An 18204-nucleotide genomic window follows, 5' to 3' on the forward strand; every position below is an offset into this window, starting at 1 on the left:
AATTATTAAAAAACAATTTTAGAATGAAAAATATTTCAGCAGTATTATTTTTATTATTTATTTCATTTGCGTCTTGTAGTTTTACAAGTAAGAAATTTGACAATCCAGATAAAGACAAGGATAGAGTGCTTTTGGACATTGTACAACACGTACTGGAAAATGCGCATTTTAGTCCGATAAAAATGGACGATGCTTTCTCTAAGAAAGTATTTGACAGTTATTTGAATAATATCGATGGGCAGAAGCGTTATTTTCTACAATCGGATATCAACGAGTTTAAAAAGTACGAAACCCGTTTGGACGACGATTTGAAAAACGGAGAAATTGCGTTCTTCAACCTTTCTTACGAACGCCTCAAACAACGTATGAAAGAAGCAGAAGCAATTACCAAAGCTATCTTTGCTAAACCTATCAACCTGAATACTAATGAAACGATTAATACCGACTATGAGAAGTTGCCTTTTGTAAAGAACAAAGCTGAGTTACAAAACCGCTGGAAACAAGTGATTATTTTCACTACACTTTCCACTTATATCACTAAACAAAAGGAAGAAGCGAGCAAGAAAGAAAAGGACGCTAAATATCAGCCTAAAACCAATGAGGTACTCAAAAAAGAATCGATAGAAGCTACTCAAAAAACATTGGCTGATATGTTCAGTATGTACAACGACATCACTCGTGAAGAGTGGTTCAGTATGTTTGTGAACGCTATTACTGAGACTTTCGACCCCCATTCCAACTATATGGCACCAGACATCAAAGAAGGTTTCGACCGAGATATGTCGGGTAAGTTTGAAGGTATAGGGGCACAATTACAAAAGAAGACTGATGGAATTGCTATTACCAATGTGATTTTGGGAGGGCCAGTATGGAAAGGTAAACTCCTTGAAGTAGGCGACCAAATCCTAAAAGTAGCACAAGGAGCCGGTGAGCCCGTAGATGTAGTAGGAATGCGTTTAGACGATGCGGTAAAACTTATTAAAGGGCCTAAGGGCACTGAAGTACGCCTTACCGTAAAACGCGTAGACGGCACAATAGAAGTAGTGTCTATCATTCGCGATGTGGTAGAGATTGAAGAAACTTATGCCAAATCGGCAGTGATAACTGCTAATGGTAAACGCTATGGACTTATTAACTTACCTAAATTCTATATCGATTTTGAAGATGTAAACCAACGCAATGCTGCAACTGATGTGGCTCTTGAAATAGAAAAGCTCAAAAAAGAGAATATAGACGGGCTTATTGTAGATTTACGTACCAATGGAGGGGGCTCCTTAAAAACAGTAGTGGATATAGGAGGTTTATTTATTCCTAAGGGACCTATCGTACAGGTAAAATCGTCACGCGGAAGTCGTGATGTACTCTCTGACAACGACCCTAAAACACAATGGGACGGTTCGCTGGTAATCCTTACCAATGAGCTTTCGGCTTCAGCCTCAGAGATTTTGGCGGCGGCTATGCAAGACTACAAACGCGCTATCATCATAGGTGGTAAACAAACCTTTGGTAAAGGTACTGTACAAAGTTTTGTAGACCTTAATAGTTTCTTGCGCCAAAACAATTACGGCGACCTTGGTGCTATAAAAATTACTATTCAGAAGTTCTATCGTATCAACGGAGGGTCTACCCAGCTAAAAGGTGTAGAAAGCGATATCGTAGTGCCTGATAAATACAAATATATTGACATAGGCGAACGCGATATGCCTAACGCTATGCCTTGGGATAAAATAGAGCCTGCTAAGTACACTCCTTGGACTAACAATACTAACTTTGATAAGGCAATAGAAAACAGCAAAAAACGCATCAGTGAAAATCAATACTTAAAGCTGATTGACGAAAATGCTCGATGGATAAAACAACAACAGAAAGATAATGTTTTCCCTCTCAACTACGAGGCTTACAAAAAAGTAATTGAGAAAAACGAAGAGCAATCTAAAAAGTTCAAAGCAATTAACGATTACAAATCTAACTTGAAATTCACTTCAGTAGCTTCTGATGAGGCTAAAATAAAAAACAATGAAGACTTGAAATTACGTCGTGATCGTTGGCACGAAAGTCTTGAAAAAGATGTGTATATAGATGAAGCTGTGAAAGTACTGGAAGATTTGAACAAATAAGACAATAAGTAATACATTATAAAAACATTGGCAGAGCGAGGTGCTTTGCCAATGTTTTTATTTTGGGTATATGGGAAATTTGTTATACCTTTGCACTAGGTTTTGTCTGTTACCTAAAATAGAAATGCGTTTTAAGATACTTAGTTATATGTAGGAATAAAAACCACCGCCACTACAAGAAAAAAATAGAGCTTAGATAATAGACTATAAAAATATAATGAAACAACGACTGATATTTATCGATGTAATACGCGCTTATGCCATCTGTATGATGTTACAAGGGCATTTTATTACCGCTTTACTTGCTGAACCATACTGTGACGAAAGTAACCCTTACTATCATATTTGGCATTATTTCACAGGTATTACCGCACCTGTATTCCTTACCATTTCAGGCTTTATCTTTACCTATTTACTTATTCGAGAAGGCGAACGCAGTGGTGTAGGACTCAAGAACCCACGCGTGAAGAAAGGAGCAAAACGCGGATTAATGCTTATAGCAGTGGCGTGTATTTTGCGGAAAAGCATCTATTTCGTAGATATTTTGCATTGTATAGGGTTAGCCCTGATCATAATGGTGGGGCTCTACTTATTAGCCAGAAATCACGTGAGGCATTTCCTTCCTACAATGCTCATCAGCATTACTTTACTACTTTTCACCTTCAACGAGACCTATAACCAATATGAATACTCTTGGTTACCTCAAGTAGTAGCCAATTACTTCACTCCGAAATACGGTACTTTCTTTACCATTTTTCCGTGGTTAGGCTTTGTAACCTTAGGAGGCTTTATGGGATCGCTATTTTACTATTACAGAAACGCCAAACACTTATATACAGTATATACGCTACTACTTATTGGCATCGGAGCTATTTTTCACTTCCAATATCACACATTTCACTTCTTATACAGCATTACAGGGTGGGGACACTTTGAAAGTTTAGCACGCAATGGCTTTCTTTTTTTGAGAATGGGTGATACTCTTTGGACATTTGCTGTATTTGTAATCTTACGAAATGTACTTACTGCCCATTTTTTACAACGTATAGGACAAAACACCCTTTCTATTTACATCATTCACAGTATTGCGCTCTATCATTTTATTCCATATTTCAACTTAGATTACTATCTTCATAAAAGCTTAAACCCTACCCAAGCTGTGATAGGTGCTATTGCCTTTGTGATAGGTATTTTAATTCTTTCATTCTATTATCACAAAGTCAGCAAATATATAAAAGAAAAATATTTAAACAAGAAAACCATTGAGAAATAAAATGGTAGCCATAGAAATCTTTACCAGCAAAAAGAAAATGTATGGAGCTCCTATCAGTATCGCAAGTTCCACAATGAAAATCAGTCATAAAGAACTTGTTTCGCTGCTTTTAGAAAGTTTAGCTACTTATAAATAAAGATAAAAATCAGTATAAATATACATTTAAAAACCTTACGTAAAATTTTATCTTCATTCGTTTGTCTTTATCTTTATCAGAAGAAAAGTAATGAGAAAAATAATCATTGATTTATAAGTCTTTACTTTTTTATTTACAAAAAATACAATAAAAAAGTTTTAAAAAATTTGGAATATAATAGCAAATGCCCGTATATTTGCACTCGAAAAATTATTTATATCATTGTAATTGCGGGAGTAGCTCAGTTGGTAGAGCGTCAGCCTTCCAAGCTGAATGTCGCGAGTTCGAACCTCGTCTCCCGCTCTACAAAAAAGCCTAATAACAATATGTTATCAGGCTTTTTGTTTATCATTTCTATTTTTATAACATTGTATGCTTCCTGAGCTTCATTGCTAACTCCCAAATAGCAATTCCTGCACTTACCGAAATATTCAGAGAATGTTTAGTACCATACTGTGGGATTTCTATTACCTCATCAGAAGCTGAAACCACTTCTTGTTCCACTCCTTTTACCTCGTTGCCAAAGATAATAGCATATTTTTGCTTTTCGTTAGGATGAAAATCTTTCAGCATTGTGGAATTTTCAGCTTGCTCAATGCTAATAATATAAACACCTTGCTCTTTTAGCTTTTCTACTGCCGAAAGTGTGTTTTCTACATATTCCCACGCCACACTATCAGTCGCACCCAAAGCTGTTTTGTGAATCTCTTTGTTTGGAGGAGTGGCTGTAATCCCACAAAGGTATATCTTTTCAATTAAAAAAGCATCGCAAGTGCGAAAAACAGAACCTATATTGTTCAAACTTCTCACATTATCCAAAATTACTATTAAAGGTGTCTTTTCTGACTTCTTAAATTGCTCAATATCCAACCTATTGAGCTCACTATTTGCTAATTTTCGCATATTAGAGTCTGTTTACTTTATCTACTCCTTTAATGTTCTTAATATCTTGCATCAATTTCTTTAAAGTAGCATTATTGTTGATAGAAATAGAGACTTTCCCGCTGAATACATTGCCTTCGGTATCAATATTAATGTTAGTAAGTTTTACAAATTTGCTATCCAAAATCACTTTTGAGATATCGCTGATGAGTCCATCGCGGTCAATACCACTAATTTTAAGACTCACTTTGAAATCTCTTTCATCAGATTTTACCCATTTAGCTTGAATGATACGATAAGCGTAATTCGATTGCATCGAAATAGCATTCGGGCAAGTTTTTTTGTGCACTTTTACCCCTTCGTTGATAGTAACGAACCCAAAAATGGGATCACCAGGGATAGGATTGCAACATTTTGAAAAAGTATAGTCTAACGATTCTTCTTCTTTGCCAAACACAATGCTATCATAGTGAACGTTGGGCGAATAAATGGGTTCGTCGGTAGGTTTTTTTACTGCCTTATTTTTGAATAAGCCAAAGAAAGACGTACGATGCGATACAAAGTCTTTCAGCATTTGGTTGCTGATTTCTCCCGTGCCTGCTTGATAGTAAATATCTAAGCTCGTCTTTGTTTTGAAGTAACTCACCATCTCATTCATCACTTCTTCGTTGAGAGTAATCTTCAATTGTTTTAATTTTCGTACTAAAATCTCTTTTCCTTCGGCGGCAACGGTTTTTGTCTCTTCTTTTAAAGCATTTTTTATCTTACTACGAGCTTTGGCTGTGGTGGCATAGTTGAGCCAGTTTTTAGTAGGTTTTACATTTTCGGCAGTGATGATTTCCACCGTTTCACCACTCTTTAACACATAGTTTAAGGGTACTAATTTATTGTTTACTTTAGCTCCCCGCGTTTTTAAGCCCACTCCTGTATGGATATAAAAAGCAAAATCTAAGGGTGTTGCGCCTTTCGGAAGGGATTTTATCTCGCCATTAGGGGTAAAGACAAAAATCTCTTTGGAATACAAGTTGAGTTTAAAGTCTTCTACAAAGTCCACCGCATTTGCCTCGCTGTTTTCAAAGACTTCTTGCAACCTATTAAGCCACATTTCGATGCCTTCTTCTTTTTGATCGCCGTGTTTATACTTAAAATGGGCTGCATAACCTTTTTCGGCGATTTCGTGCATACGTTCGCTGCGTATTTGCACCTCTACCCATTTGCCTTTTGGACCCATTACGGTAATGTGTAAGGCTTCATAACCTGTAGATTTGGGTGAGGAAATCCAATCGCGCAATCGGGTGGGATTAGGACGGAAGTGGTCGGTAACAATAGAGTATATTTTCCAAGCCAAAAACTTTTCTTCGGCTGGTTCACTTTTATAGATGATGCGAATCGCAAATTTATCGTAAACTTCTTCAAAACTCACGCCTTGCGATTCCATTTTTCTGTAAATAGAATAGATTGATTTGGGTCGCCCTTTGATGGAATAATCAATTTTTTGTTGCGTCAAAGAGGTTTCTACGATTTTGGTAAACGCCTCAATGTATTCCTGTTGTTCTTCTTTGGATTCCTCCATTTTGTTTAGGATACTATTGTAGCGCTCGGGGTCAGTGTATTTAAGGGCGAGGTCTTCTAATTCTGTTTTGATGTTATACAAGCCAATGCGGTGAGCAATAGGTGCATAAATATAAAGTGTTTCCGAAGCTATTTTGGCTTGTTTGTATTCTGCCATCGAATCCATCGTTTGCATATTGTGGAGTCTGTCAGCAATTTTGATGAGAATCACACGCACATCGTCGTTCATCGTGAGGAGGAGCTTTCGGAAGTTCTCGGCTTGCAAAGAGATATCATTTTCACGACTCATACTCGAAATTTTGGTAAGTCCTTCCACAATATGTGCTACAGTGTTACCAAAAAGTCGTTCTATATCTTCAATCGTATAGTCGGTATCTTCTACTACATCGTGTAACAAAGCCGACGCAATGGCTACGGCGTCTAATCCTATTTGTGAAGCAACAATTTTAGCTACGGCAATAGGGTGAAAAATGTAAGGCTCCCCACTTTTTCGGCGTTGGTCTTTGTGCGCATCAACAGCGGTGTCAAACGCTAAGCGAATGAGCTTTTTATCTTCTTCACTCAGGGTTTGATAGCTGATACGCAAGAGTTCTTTATACTCGCGGGCAATGGCTTTGTTTTCTTCTTCTAAGTCGGTGTTTGTTTCCATAGCAAAGAACAAAAGAGGATTTTCAAAAATCTATTTAATAGTAGCTGATAATTTGCGGAGCTTGATAGCCGTAAGGATTTTTTTAGTATACAACGGGAAGTCGGCACCGAGAAGCCAACCAAAATATCCTGGTTCTTCATCAAAAATATCTTCTACGCGTTTACCTTTGTGTTTCCCAAAGGTAAAGATTTCTTCGCCTTTTTCATTATAACCAATAAAACCAGCAAAGTCGGCTATTTGTTTGCGATAAGTAAACTCGCTGAGCTTTTTGATGTTGTTCTCTAAGCTGTCATAACGGTCGAGCTGGGCCTTGAGGATTTCATAAGTGGCATTGGTATCTGCCGAAGCCGTATGCGCATCAATAAGGTCTTTACCACAATAGAATTTATAGGCTGCCGAGAGGGTGCGCTGTTCCATTTTGTGAAAAATAGTTTGTACATCTACCGATACGCGGTTTCCCAAATCAAAATCTACTTCGGCACGCAACATTTCTTCGGCAAGCAAAGGAATATCAAAGCGGTCGGAATTGTAGCCAGCAAGGTCGGAATCTTTTATCATATTATGGATTTGCTTGGCAAGCTCTTTAAAAGTAGGTTCACCCGCAACGCGCTCATCGGTAATGCCGTGCACATCTGAGGCAGCTTTGGGGATAGGAATAGTAGGGTTTACCAACCACGTTTTGCTTTCTTTATTGCCATTGGGGTAGACTTTCAAGATAGATATTTCAACAATGCGGTCTTTGGTAATATCGATGCCCGTAGTTTCAAGGTCAAAAAAACAAATAGGTTTTGATAGTTTTAGTTCCACGATTTTAGTGAATAGTTAAAAGTTAAGAACAAATAGTTTAAGATAAAAAAATTATGCTTCTTCTATTTCGGCAGAGAGTCCCGCATCAAGAAGTGCAGTGCAGAGCGGTTTAAGGAAGCTATAACTTCCTGATTTTACATCGCATTTTCCTTTGAAATGCACAATAATAGCGCATTGCTCGGCTTGTTCAAAGGTGTGATGACAAACCTTTACTAAGGTATCGATAACGTGGTCGAAAGTATTGACATCATCATTGTATAAAATGAGATGACATTCGTCTTCCAAAAGTTCCGTTACATCACCTTCGGCAAAAGTTTCTTCTTGATAATTATTCCGTAACATAATTTGTTTTTATGATGATACAAAAGTACAGCAAATAAATGAATTGTGCAAATGCTTAACGGATATAATAAGGTTTTAGCAAAGGTTATAAGCACAAAAACGCCAAAAGAAAGTGTTTTCTTTTAGCGTTTTATCTTTTTCTTGCCATAGCATTACTATCACATATGATACATTTATTATTATTTGAATCCATATACTTTTAATTTAAATTATAAATCATTTAATTATCTTCTATAATCATTAACATTGCCAAAGTTTAAAACTTTAGCAATGTTAATATCTAAAAAATTGCTTACAGAAGCTATTTTTTAGCATAAAGAAGCAATATTTTATACTACTCTATCAATTACATTGGTATTGGAGAGTATAATTAGAAGGTCGTCTTTATTAAGTTTGACATTCGGGTCGGGCGTTACGTTCATTTTGCCATCGGAATGCTTTACTGCCAAAATATTTATCTCATACTTATGTCGCAAATTGAGTTCCATCAACGATTTTCCTATATAGCTCTTAGGCACTTTTACTTCGTAGATAAAATAATCTTCGGCAAACTTAAAATATTCTATAATAGTAGGTCGCAAAATGGAATAGGCTACTTTTTCACCCATTAATTCCTCTGGAAATACTACTTGCGTAGCACCTATTTTGTATAAAACCTTTTCTTGAGTGTGATTTACGGCTTTACAAATGACATTCTTCACCCCCAAATCTTTTAATTGCAAGGTAATAAGGATACTCGCCTGAATATTATCACCTACGCTCACAAAAGCAGTGTCGAAATCGTCTTTCACTACATTTTTGAGGGCAATTTCATCGGTAGCGTCCAAAATCACAGCTTCATCGATGATATTTTCACTGAGAGCTTGCTTAATAACACTCTCACGCGAATCTATTGCTAGCACAGTGGCTTTGTTCTTATAGAGTGTTTTGGCTACCGATTTGCCAAACTCTCCTAATCCTATGACTAAAAAATTCTTCATAATCTATCCTATTAAAATATTTTCTTTTGGGTATTTGTAATTTCCTTCGGCACGTGGTCTCGACAAGGCGAGCGCAATGGTAAGCGGTCCTACCCTGCCTAAAAACATTGTAAATATCAAAATAAATTTTGAACTGTTGCCTAATTGTGAGGTAATTCCGGTAGAAAGTCCGCAAGTGCTGAATGCCGAAATGAGTTCGAAAGCTATTTTTGTAAATTCTAAATCGGGTTCTAAGACTGTGAGTATTACAATCATTGTAATCACATACATCATCGCAATAAACACGAGTGCAGATGCTTTATTAAAGAGTTTCCAAGAGATGCGTCTCTTTGAAAATTCGATATAGTTCTTATTGAGTAATGCTGTTTTAATACCAAGAAACAAGATACCAATAGTAGTAGTTTTCACACCAGAACCTGTTGAGTTTGGCGATGCCCCTATAAACATAAACGTTACGCAAAAAAGAATGGTGGCACTGCTTAAATGCTCCAACGGAATCGTATCGAAACCTGCTGTACGCAAACTTACAGAGTGAAAAAAGCTAATAAGCATCTGTCCAAAGAAACTTTTCCCGTAAAGTGTGTGATAATTTTTATATTCTAAGATAAAAAACAAGAACGTACCTGCAACGAGCAAGATTATTGTCATCAAAATTGAAAATTGTGAGTTAATATCGAGTCTTCGTCTCTTTTTTCGCAAGTATTCATAGGATTGAATAATAGTTGTAAAGCCTAAACCACCAAAAATAACCAAAAAAGCGATAATAATATTCACAAAAACATTGTAAGTATAACCTTCGAAGCTATGAGGAAACAAAGAAACACCCGCATTACAAAAAGCTGATACCGAGTGAAACACCGAGAAAAATAACGCTTTCCCAAAAGGGAATTCTTGAATGAAAGAAATAAACAAACACAACGCTCCTGTAGCTTCAAAAAGCAAAGTAATATACACCACACGCTTTGCTACGGCATAAATATCGTAACTTTTGTTGTGATTAAGCCCTTCGGCTACTATTTTTTTAGTATAAAAACCGATGCGTTTAGCAATAAGCAATACTAAAACAGAGGAAATAGTAAGCACTCCCAATCCGCCAAACTGAATAAGCACCAATAAAATGAGTTTCCCGTAAATAGTAAAGGTCGCTCCTATATCTATCACCGAAAGACCCGTAACGGTAACCGCCGAAGTAGCTGTAAAAAGCGCTTCGAGGAAAGAAATATCTTTCTGAGGCGTATGTGCAAAAGGCATCATCAAAAGCAAAGCACCTACGACTATTAAGCCTATAAACGAAAGCATTATGAGGTTATATGGTGATATTTTTTTTAACATTGGATTCAATTTTTATTGTTTATCCATCTGAACGGTACGAATAGGGAAAGGTATATTTATATTATGTGCATCAAAACACTTCTTGATAGCCATTATAGCTTCTGATTTATACAAAAAAGACTCAGAAAGTTTTTTGGAAGGAATAGTAAAATACACAATAAAATTGATAGAACTATCGGCGAACTCAGTATAATAAAAAGAAATGGTAGTGTCAAGCTCTTTTTGTTTCATCATCTGCCGAATGGTAGTTTCAGTAAGCATTTTCACCTGCTCCAAATCCGATTCATAACCTACGCCACAAGTAACTAATACATTGGCAGTATCACTTTCAGAATAATTTTTCATAGGATTATCAACTATAAGCTTATTGGGTATCGACACATAGTTCCCGTCAGCCATTTTAAGCTTGATAGTACGCAAATTTATATCTTCAATAGTACCTGTATAGCCCATAGTTTCAATTTGATGTCCTATACGAATGCTCTTACTAAAAGATAAGGTAATGCCTGAAAAAGTATTGCTAAGCGTGCCCTGTAATGCCAAACCGATAGCTAAACCTGCTACTCCTGCCCCTGCCAAAATGGTTTTAAACATATTTTCGAGGTCTAAAATATTTAGCGAAAACATAAAGAAGGTAATAACTACCAACACAGAAATAATATTGCCAAGCATTATGCGTGAAGAAGGTTTTACACCACGCTTTTCTAAGATACGAATGGCTATTTTTTTGATAAGTCTAGAAAGATAAAAACCTAAAATAAAGACTAATAAGGCTATAACGATATTAGGTGTTTTATCGATGAAGAGTTGAATCCATAGATGTATTTTTTTAGTGAATACTTCTATAATATTAATGTAATCATTTACTATTCCGTTTTCCATTGAGTCTAATAAGTTTGTTTTACCAAATGGCAAAAGTACAAAATATATTGCTGATACGCACTTTTTTGCTATTTATTACATAAATGAGGCTGTCTAATCTTTTCAGACAGCCTCATTTTTGGAAGTTATATTCGTTTATTAACGTGAATAATTAGGAGCTTCTTTGGTGATGGTAATATTATGGGGGTGGCTTTCGGTAATTCCGCTTGTAGTGATGCGCACAAAGCGACTCACGGCTTGCAACGTTTCGATATCCTTAGCACCACAGTATCCCATACCTGCGCGCAAGCCTCCGATGAACTGATGCATACTTTCTTGTAGTTCGCCTTTGTATGCCACGCGCCCTACAATGCCTTCGGGCACAAGTTTTTTGATATCGTCTTCAACATCTTGGAAATAACGGTCTTTACTACCTTGGTTCATCGCTTCTACCGAGCCCATACCACGATAAGATTTGTATTTTCTGCCTTCAAAAATGATAGTTTCCCCTGGTGATTCCTTAGTGCCTGCAAGCAGAGAGCCAAGCATCACACTATTGGCACCTGCGGCGATAGCTTTTACGATATCGCCAGTGTAGCGAATGCCTCCGTCGGCAATCACAGGGATTCCTTTACCTTTAAGAGCGTTTGCAACGTTCATTACCGCTGATAATTGAGGATAACCCACGCCTGCTACCACTCTGGTAGTACATATAGAGCCTGGACCTATGCCTACTTTCACTGCATCGGCGCCATTTTCGGCTAAATAAAGGGCAGCCTCGGCAGTGGCAATGTTTCCTACCACTACTTCTAAGTCGGTAAACTTACTTTTTACGGCTTTAAGAGCGTTCGTTACGCCTTTTGTATGTCCGTGAGCTGTATCGATAACTACGGCATCAACTCCTGCTTGTACAAGGGCTTCGGCGCGGTCTACCACATCGGCAGTAACGCCTAAGGCTGCTGCTACGCGCAAGCGTCCTAAGCTATCTTTGTTAGAAATAGATTTTTCTTGCAAATTGGCAATGTCTCGGAAAGTAATAAGACCTACTAATTTGTAGTTTTTATCTACTACGGGGAGTTTTTCTACCTTACTGCGTTGTAAAATACCCTCAGCTTCCTTCATAGAAGTGCCTTCGTTGGCAATCACAAGGTTTTTAGAGGTCATTACTTCGGTTATTGGGCGATTATTATCGTGTTCAAAGCGTAAATCGCGGTTAGTTACAATGCCTTTTAAGATTCCGCCGGCATCAACAATGGGGATACCGCCAATATTGTTTTCTTTCATACAGCGTTTTGCATCACTCACCTTGCTGTTTAAGGGAAGCGTAACAGGGTCGATAATCATACCGCTTTCGGCACGTTTTACTTTGCGTATTTGTTTGGCTTGCTCCTCAATAGTCATATTTTTATGGAGCACCCCTATGCCTCCTTCACGTGCCATAGCTATAGCCATAGCAGCTTCGGTTACAGTGTCCATAGCTGCTGAGATAATAGGTACATTCAAAGTGATATTACGGGTAAAATGTGAAGTTATCGACACTTCACGGGGTAATATCTCAGAATAATTGGGGATAAGAAGGACATCATCATAGGTAAATCCTTCATTAATAATTTTATCTTGGAAATTCATTTTAAAAAAGAGAATTTAGTTGCGTGCAAATGTACTTCTTTTTTTATATACGAAGCAAATTTTTCGAGTATTTTAAATGAAACAAATAGAGACGATACTCTTTATATCGTCTCTATTAAGGTTACAAATTCTTTTGCTTTACTTGATAAACTCTTTGATAGGCACTTTTTGGAAGTATAAATCTCCATCACCTTCGTAAAGAATACCTATATATTTATTGTCTATTACCGTAAGACAAGAATAGCCCATAGCTGCTTGCTCATACAACAATATTGAAGGTAGTTTATCCCAAGTATTACCTTCATCATCGCTGACTTTTATTGTCATATTTACTCTGTTCTTTGCATCATTAGGATTAGAGAAGAATAAATACTGTTTTCCCTTTTTGTCTTTATAAGAAACGATACTTGCCATACAATTAGGCTCGGTGAGAGCAGTGCGAGAGGTAGAATGTTCTATCCACGTTTTACCCATATCGGTTGTAACGGCTACGGAACGACCGTGATAGTTATCAGAGAGCTTATAGTTGGTGCGATTACGGTCATCACGCATATTGAGCATTAACGTACCATCAGAGAGTTCTACCACTTGAGACTCGGTAGTATGTGTTTTAGCTCCTGTCCCTACGTGCCACGTCTTACCGTGGTCTTTGCTGTAAATAATAGTAGAATGAGGCACTTGGTCTTTATCTTTAAACTGACCTGCAAATACCAAGGTACCATTACTCATAGAGATACCTCTTCCAGGTCCTTGGAAAAAGAGTCGCCATTCGGGATTTTTGATTTGAGAGGTGATATTGATAGGTTCACTCCACGTTTTACCATCATCTTCACTTTTTACTACTACTATTTGTCCTGTTTCCTCAGGAGTCATTCCACTTTTAGAGCCCCACCAACTCATTGTTTGAGGATCTAAGCCGTGCTGCCACAAGCCCATGACCCAAATAGTATTGGTTTGCTCGTCTACCAAAACTGCAGGATCTCCTACCCCATTAAGGCGGTTAGTTTTTCCTCCCCATTCCCCCATATCAATCACTTTTTTCATAGGTTCCCACGTTTGTCCGCCATCAGTACTGCGACTCATTCCTACATCGATATCTTCTTGCAAATCCTTGCAGTTGTTGTAACGATTGTCGTAAACGGCTATCAGCGTACCCTTATTAGTGGTTACAAGCCCTGGTATACGGTAACATTCTATCCCGTCTTGTTTACGCTGACGAAGCGCAATAGCAAAACGTTGTCCTTCTTTTTTAGCATTGCTGAGGGTGATTTTTGCCTCATTAGTGATGAGTTTTACCTTTGATAAGTACAGTTTTTGCAAGAGGTCTGGTTTTTGAGTAGTACGAGCAGAAACCCAAACAAAAAGGGTATCATTAGTAGCTTTGAAATTTCCTTGTAGTTTGGTGCTGCAACCAAGATTTGAAGTTTTAGCAAAAAGTGTTGCTTGTTCTCTTTTAGCGTTAGCACCTACATAAACAGAGAGTTCTGAAAGATTGAGCCTTTTACTCTTAAACTGCAAAGAAAGTTCTTTTACCTCTGTTCCTTGCTTTACAGGTAGTACAAATGAAGTAATAAGATTATCTTTATCAGTAGCCAAAGGCATTTGTGTTTGAGTAAAAGTCATTCCCTTTTGGGCATAGCCAAAGCTAAGAAAACATAATGCAATAATGGTAAATAATTGTTTCATTTGTTAATTTGTTGATTTAGAGATTGATTATTAATATTATAGACTTTGACAAAGTTGTGATGTAAATTCATACAATATTATGCTTTCTTTACATATTGAGTAAGGATAACGATTTGTTGTCCATCAACTTTGCCTTCTATATATTCAGCATTTTCGGGGTCGAGAGTGATTTTGCGCACAACAGTACCTTGTTTAGCTGTCATACTAGTGCCTTTTACTTTCAGGTCTTTGATAAGTACTACATTATCACCATTAGCGAGTACTGCCCCATTGCTATCTTTGTGAATTACCTTTTCGCTCTCTTCTAAATGATCGTCGGAAGCCTGGGCAAAAGCCAATTCTTCCTCATCTAAATACATCATATTGAGAAGATCAAGCGACCAGCCTTCGTTTTTGAGTCGGTTGAGGAGACGCCACGCCATTATCTTTACAGGGCGGTGTTCGCTCCACATACTATCGTTGAGGCAACGCCAATGGTTGCTATCCATCGTTTCGGGATTTTGTATTTGGCTAAGGCAAGTACCACATACCAAAAGGCTATCATCTGTACTTTCGTTTCTAGCGGGAGGCACTGTATATACACTTAGGTTTTCAGTAGCTCCACAGAGCTCACAACAATTACCACTACGAGATTTTAGTTCTTGTAACATCTTAATTTAATTTGTCGATTTTCAATTAATCAATGTGCAAATATAAAAGTTTTTCTCTGAACTACAAAAAAAGAGGCACGAGCTACAAGCTCGTGCCAGCGTGTGATGATTTTTATTATAAAAACTCTACTTTTAAATAATTGATTTTACCTTCTGAATTTAGTTTTGCTGTATCTTTACCTTTAAAGGCAAAGAAAGTACCATCTTTTCGTTTTCCTGAGGCAGCCCAATGAGTTTCAAGAGTATTTTCAGCAACTTTAATGGTTTCCCAAAGATGTTTTGTAGTTTTATTTCTTTCAAAGAATTGTTTAAAAAAAGAGATTACTGCAGTTTTACCTTTCATTTGTGAACCATCGGCACTTAACATTGTAATATCTTCAGAAAACAAAGCTATTAACTTATCAAAGTCTGTTACACTATTTCCTGCATAATCTGATAAATAGAAATACTCATCAAGAACTGTCCAACTCTTAGCTTCAAGAGGTAATTTATCAAATATTTTTTCCTCAGTACCGAGCCACATTACGGAGTTTGCCATATCTACAAATTTGAGTTCATCGGCACGAAGGTCGGCTAAGGCTTTTTGCCCCTCAGGAGTGTTGCGCGCTCTGAGAAAATCGTCTTTACTTTCATACCACAATTCACCCATAGCATCAAAGGTAAAAGGGAGGGTTTCTCGCTGTGTAGACGATTTTTCATCAGTAGGTTGAAAAGGAAATGTTTTAGCATAATCCTTTATCAGCAGGGCTTCTTTATAGTTTATTACTTTTTGAGAATGTGCTTCCCATAGTTTTATAAATTCTTCTGTGCTAAGATGATGTTTCTTGCGCACAAACATTATAATCTTAAACATATCAATATAAGTTATCAGAATAATTAAAAGATTGTAAGGAATTTTACAAAACGTTTCTACAAAATATATTGTAAAAATACCTAATTATCATTATATTCAACTTTGCCAAAGGTCGTAGCACGACAAGCTTTTAAGACTTTTGGCAAAGTGTAATGGTGTTCATTTACTAATTTACTAATTTGTTAATTTCCCAATTTCTCTTTACAAAGTCGGCAAGTTCTTTACCTTTGAGAAGACCTTGTGAAAGTCGTGCTAAATCAAAGGCTTGCTTGATAAGGCTTTCTTTTTGAACTTCGTCTTTAGAGTGGAGGATAGCATCGGCTAAAGGAGAATTGCTGTTTACCACTACGTGATATACTTCGGGGAACCCTCCCATAGCGAACATACCACCTCCTCCGGTAGCACTCATTTCCTTCATACGGCGCATAAATTCAGGTTGATTGATAACGAACGGGGTATCATCGCTGTCTAAGTCTTCTAACTGCACCATATAGCCTTCTTTAGGAATTACCTTCTCGATTTCAGCTTTCAGCGTGTTTTTCTCTTCGTCGGAAAGTTTAGCAATAATAGGTTCTTCTTTTTGTATCAGCTTAGCTACAGGAGCAGCATCTACACGGGTGAAAGTAAGTTTCTCATTATCACCTTCTAACTTCTGTATCAAGTGCGATACGATAGGGCTATCCAACAACAACACTTCGTAGCCTTTTTCTTTGGCTTGCTCAATAGCTGTGTATTGCTGTTCTTTATTTTGAGCGTATAACACTACCAAAGTACCGTTTTTGTCGGTTTGTTCAGCTTTTATTGCTTCTTTTAGTTCTGCCAAAGTGTAATACTTGCCATCGGTAGTGGGGTACAACATAAAATCGGCTGCTTTTTCGTAGAATTTATCATCGGTAAGCATACCATATTCGAGCACTATCTTAATGTCGTTCCACTTGTTTTGGAAGTCGTCGCGATTATTAGTAAAGAGTGATTTCAGCTTATCAGCTACCTTACGAGTGATGTAATTAGCTATCTTCTTTACATTACCATCGGATTGGAGGTAAGAACGCGATACGTTTAGCGGAATATCTGGCGAATCTATCACCCCTTTGAGCATTGTTAAGAATTCGGGCACTATACCTTCGACGTTATCGGTAACAAATACTTGGTTTTGATACAACTGTATGCGGTCTTTCTGCAACTGCATATCGTTAGTGAGCTTAGGGAAATAGAGGATACCGGTAAGGTGGAACGGATAATCTACGTTTAGATGAATATAGAAAAGAGGTTCATCGAACTGCATTGGGTAGAGTTCGTGATAGAACGCCTTATAATCCTCATCTTTCAAATCGGCTGGCTGTTTCGTCCAAGCAGGATTAGGGTTATTTACAATATTATCGACCGTTACATATTCCGTTTTATAGTCGTCAGGGGCATTTTCAGGACGAGGTAACGGCTCTTGTTTTGTGCCAAATTTAATTGGGATAGGCATAAAGCGGTTGTACTTGCGCAATAGCTCTTCGATACGGAAGTCTTCCAGAAACTCAGTAGAATCATCGGCGATGTGCAAGATAATTTCAGTACCGCGTTCGGTGCGAAGATCGGTTTCGTCTAAGCTGAACTCAGGACTACCATCGCATACCCAGCGCACGGCTGGAGCATCGGTGTAGGATTTGGTGATGATTTCCACTTGTTTGGCTACCATAAAAGCAGAGTAGAAGCCTAACCCAAAATGACCTATCACTCCAGCGTCTTTGGCTGTATCTTTATATTTCTCCAAAAACTCCTCAGCTCCTGAAAAGGCAATTTGGTTGATGTATTTTTCGACCTCTTCAGCGGTCATACCGATACCTTGGTCGATTATATGGAGAGTTTTATTGTTCTTATCGACCTTCACTTCGATGATAGGGTTCCCATATTCCACTTTTGCCTCGCCTATAGTAGTGAGGTGTTTCAGTTTAAGGGTGGCATCGGTAGCGTTGGAGATGAGTTCGCGCAAGAATATCTCGTGGTCGCTGTACAAGAATTTTTTAATAAGTGGAAAGATGTTTTCCACAGAGACGTTTATATTTCCTTTCATTTTTATTTAGTTAAGAGGTAAGAGATAAGAGGTAGGACTCGTATCTCTTAATTTGTTATTTACTGGGGGGAATATAGCGAAAAGAGTACCAAAGTAGGAGAAGATGACAAAATGGCAGGTGAGAGGTCGTAGCACAATGGGCAGGTGCAAGCCGCACGGGCAGATAGTGCGAGCCGCACAGGCAGATAAATAATTAACGAACAAATGACGAACAAATGACGAACAAATGACGAACAAATGACGAACAAATGACGAACAAATGACGAACAAAAAACGAACAAATGACGAACAAATGACGAACAAAAAACGAACAAATGACGAACAAATGACGAACAAAAAACGAACAAAAGACGAACAATGAACGAACAAAAGA

15 protein-coding genes and 1 tRNA gene are annotated in these 18204 nt (G+C 37.6%); 4 read left to right on the forward strand and 12 right to left on the reverse strand.

The window, feature by feature from the left end; all coding sequences use genetic code 11:
• Positions 1-23 precede the first annotated feature (23 nt).
• From HW279_RS10505 to HW279_RS10515, 4 genes are all read left to right on the forward strand, one after another.
• A complete protein-coding gene (locus HW279_RS10505; protein ID WP_178958948.1) occupies positions 24-2117 on the forward strand; it encodes a carboxy terminal-processing peptidase in 2094 nt (697 codons plus the stop codon).
• Between the two features lie 217 nt (positions 2118-2334).
• Positions 2335-3390 (forward strand): heparan-alpha-glucosaminide N-acetyltransferase domain-containing protein, encoded by a 1056-nt coding sequence (locus HW279_RS10510; RefSeq protein ID WP_178958949.1) that lies wholly within the window; start codon positions 2335-2337, stop codon positions 3388-3390.
• 1 nt (position 3391) lies between these two features.
• Complete coding sequence (locus tag HW279_RS11215; protein ID WP_009419107.1) at positions 3392-3526, forward strand: hypothetical protein; 135 nt, start codon at positions 3392-3394, stop codon at positions 3524-3526.
• Between the two features lie 230 nt (positions 3527-3756).
• A tRNA-Gly gene (locus tag HW279_RS10515) sits at positions 3757-3829 on the forward strand.
• Between the two features lie 57 nt (positions 3830-3886).
• On the opposite strand, the gene HW279_RS10520 is transcribed toward HW279_RS10515, so the two are convergent.
• The 12 genes from HW279_RS10520 to htpG all read right to left on the reverse strand — a co-directional run bounded on the left by HW279_RS10520 (position 3887) and on the right by htpG (position 17831).
• Entirely contained in the window at positions 3887-4429 is a 543-nt protein-coding gene (locus HW279_RS10520; protein WP_178958950.1) for an RNA methyltransferase, read from the reverse strand.
• 1 nt (position 4430) lies between these two features.
• The gene (locus HW279_RS10525) at positions 4431-6629 is read right to left on the reverse strand and encodes a RelA/SpoT family protein (RefSeq protein WP_178958951.1); all 2199 of its coding nucleotides are present in this window, start codon (positions 6627-6629) and stop codon (positions 4431-4433) included.
• Positions 6630-6659: 30 nt separating this feature from the next.
• Positions 6660-7436, reverse strand: coding sequence for a 3'-5' exonuclease (locus tag HW279_RS10530; protein WP_178958952.1), 777 nt, complete (start codon positions 7434-7436; stop codon positions 6660-6662).
• Positions 7437-7487: 51 nt separating this feature from the next.
• Positions 7488-7778: an ATP-dependent Clp protease adaptor ClpS gene (locus tag HW279_RS10535; protein WP_048746313.1), complete on the reverse strand. Its 291-nt coding sequence runs from the start codon at positions 7776-7778 to the stop codon at positions 7488-7490.
• A gap of 329 nt (positions 7779-8107) precedes the next feature.
• Positions 8108-8758 carry a potassium channel family protein gene (locus HW279_RS10540; RefSeq protein ID WP_178958953.1) on the reverse strand — a complete coding sequence of 217 codons (651 nt, stop codon included), beginning with the start codon at positions 8756-8758 and terminating at the stop codon, positions 8108-8110.
• 3 nt (positions 8759-8761) lie between these two features.
• The gene (locus tag HW279_RS10545; protein WP_012796825.1) at positions 8762-10090 is read right to left on the reverse strand and encodes a TrkH family potassium uptake protein; all 1329 of its coding nucleotides are present in this window, start codon (positions 10088-10090) and stop codon (positions 8762-8764) included.
• A 12-nt stretch (positions 10091-10102) separates the two neighbouring features.
• Positions 10103-10972 (reverse strand): mechanosensitive ion channel family protein, encoded by an 870-nt coding sequence (locus HW279_RS10550; RefSeq protein WP_178958954.1) that lies wholly within the window; start codon positions 10970-10972, stop codon positions 10103-10105.
• 138 nt (positions 10973-11110) lie between these two features.
• The gene (gene guaB, locus HW279_RS10555) at positions 11111-12580 is read right to left on the reverse strand and encodes an IMP dehydrogenase (RefSeq protein WP_178958955.1); all 1470 of its coding nucleotides are present in this window, start codon (positions 12578-12580) and stop codon (positions 11111-11113) included.
• Positions 12581-12718: 138 nt separating this feature from the next.
• Positions 12719-14266 carry a sialidase family protein gene (locus tag HW279_RS10560; RefSeq protein ID WP_178958956.1) on the reverse strand — a complete coding sequence of 516 codons (1548 nt, stop codon included), beginning with the start codon at positions 14264-14266 and terminating at the stop codon, positions 12719-12721.
• A gap of 77 nt (positions 14267-14343) precedes the next feature.
• Entirely contained in the window at positions 14344-14916 is a 573-nt protein-coding gene (locus HW279_RS10565; protein ID WP_002672699.1) for a PhnA domain-containing protein, read from the reverse strand.
• Between the two features lie 115 nt (positions 14917-15031).
• The gene (locus tag HW279_RS10570) at positions 15032-15769 is read right to left on the reverse strand and encodes an EthD domain-containing protein (protein WP_178958957.1); all 738 of its coding nucleotides are present in this window, start codon (positions 15767-15769) and stop codon (positions 15032-15034) included.
• A gap of 166 nt (positions 15770-15935) precedes the next feature.
• On the reverse strand, positions 15936-17831 hold the full coding sequence (gene htpG, locus HW279_RS10575) for a molecular chaperone HtpG (RefSeq protein ID WP_178958958.1): 1896 nt from the start codon (positions 17829-17831) through the stop codon (positions 15936-15938).
• Between the last annotated feature and the right edge of the window lie 373 nt (positions 17832-18204).

The organism is Capnocytophaga sp. oral taxon 903 (genome assembly GCF_013394785.1).
Taxonomy (GTDB): Bacteria; Bacteroidota; Bacteroidia; order Flavobacteriales; family Flavobacteriaceae; genus Capnocytophaga; species Capnocytophaga ochracea.

What these genes read in the sequence shown, in the direction of transcription:
- HW279_RS10550 (WP_178958954.1), bottom strand. Translation starts at nt 10,972, where the DNA reads ATGGAAAACGGAATAGTAAATGATTACATTAATATTATAGAAGTATTC.
- HW279_RS10510 (WP_178958949.1), top strand. Translation starts at nt 2,335, where the DNA reads ATGAAACAACGACTGATATTTATCGATGTAATACGCGCTTATGCCATC.
- HW279_RS10570 (WP_178958957.1), bottom strand. Translation starts at nt 15,769, where the DNA reads ATGTTTAAGATTATAATGTTTGTGCGCAAGAAACATCATCTTAGCACA.
- HW279_RS11215 (WP_009419107.1), top strand. Translation starts at nt 3,392, where the DNA reads ATGGTAGCCATAGAAATCTTTACCAGCAAAAAGAAAATGTATGGAGCT.
- HW279_RS10560 (WP_178958956.1), bottom strand. Translation starts at nt 14,266, where the DNA reads ATGAAACAATTATTTACCATTATTGCATTATGTTTTCTTAGCTTTGGC.
- HW279_RS10505 (WP_178958948.1), top strand. Translation starts at nt 24, where the DNA reads ATGAAAAATATTTCAGCAGTATTATTTTTATTATTTATTTCATTTGCG.
- HW279_RS10565 (WP_002672699.1), bottom strand. Translation starts at nt 14,916, where the DNA reads ATGTTACAAGAACTAAAATCTCGTAGTGGTAATTGTTGTGAGCTCTGT.
- HW279_RS10520 (WP_178958950.1), bottom strand. Translation starts at nt 4,429, where the DNA reads ATGCGAAAATTAGCAAATAGTGAGCTCAATAGGTTGGATATTGAGCAA.
- guaB (WP_178958955.1), bottom strand. Translation starts at nt 12,580, where the DNA reads ATGAATTTCCAAGATAAAATTATTAATGAAGGATTTACCTATGATGAT.
- HW279_RS10540 (WP_178958953.1), bottom strand. Translation starts at nt 8,758, where the DNA reads ATGAAGAATTTTTTAGTCATAGGATTAGGAGAGTTTGGCAAATCGGTA.
- htpG (WP_178958958.1), bottom strand. Translation starts at nt 17,831, where the DNA reads ATGAAAGGAAATATAAACGTCTCTGTGGAAAACATCTTTCCACTTATT.
- HW279_RS10525 (WP_178958951.1), bottom strand. Translation starts at nt 6,629, where the DNA reads ATGGAAACAAACACCGACTTAGAAGAAGAAAACAAAGCCATTGCCCGC.
- HW279_RS10545 (WP_012796825.1), bottom strand. Translation starts at nt 10,090, where the DNA reads ATGTTAAAAAAAATATCACCATATAACCTCATAATGCTTTCGTTTATA.
- HW279_RS10535 (WP_048746313.1), bottom strand. Translation starts at nt 7,778, where the DNA reads ATGTTACGGAATAATTATCAAGAAGAAACTTTTGCCGAAGGTGATGTA.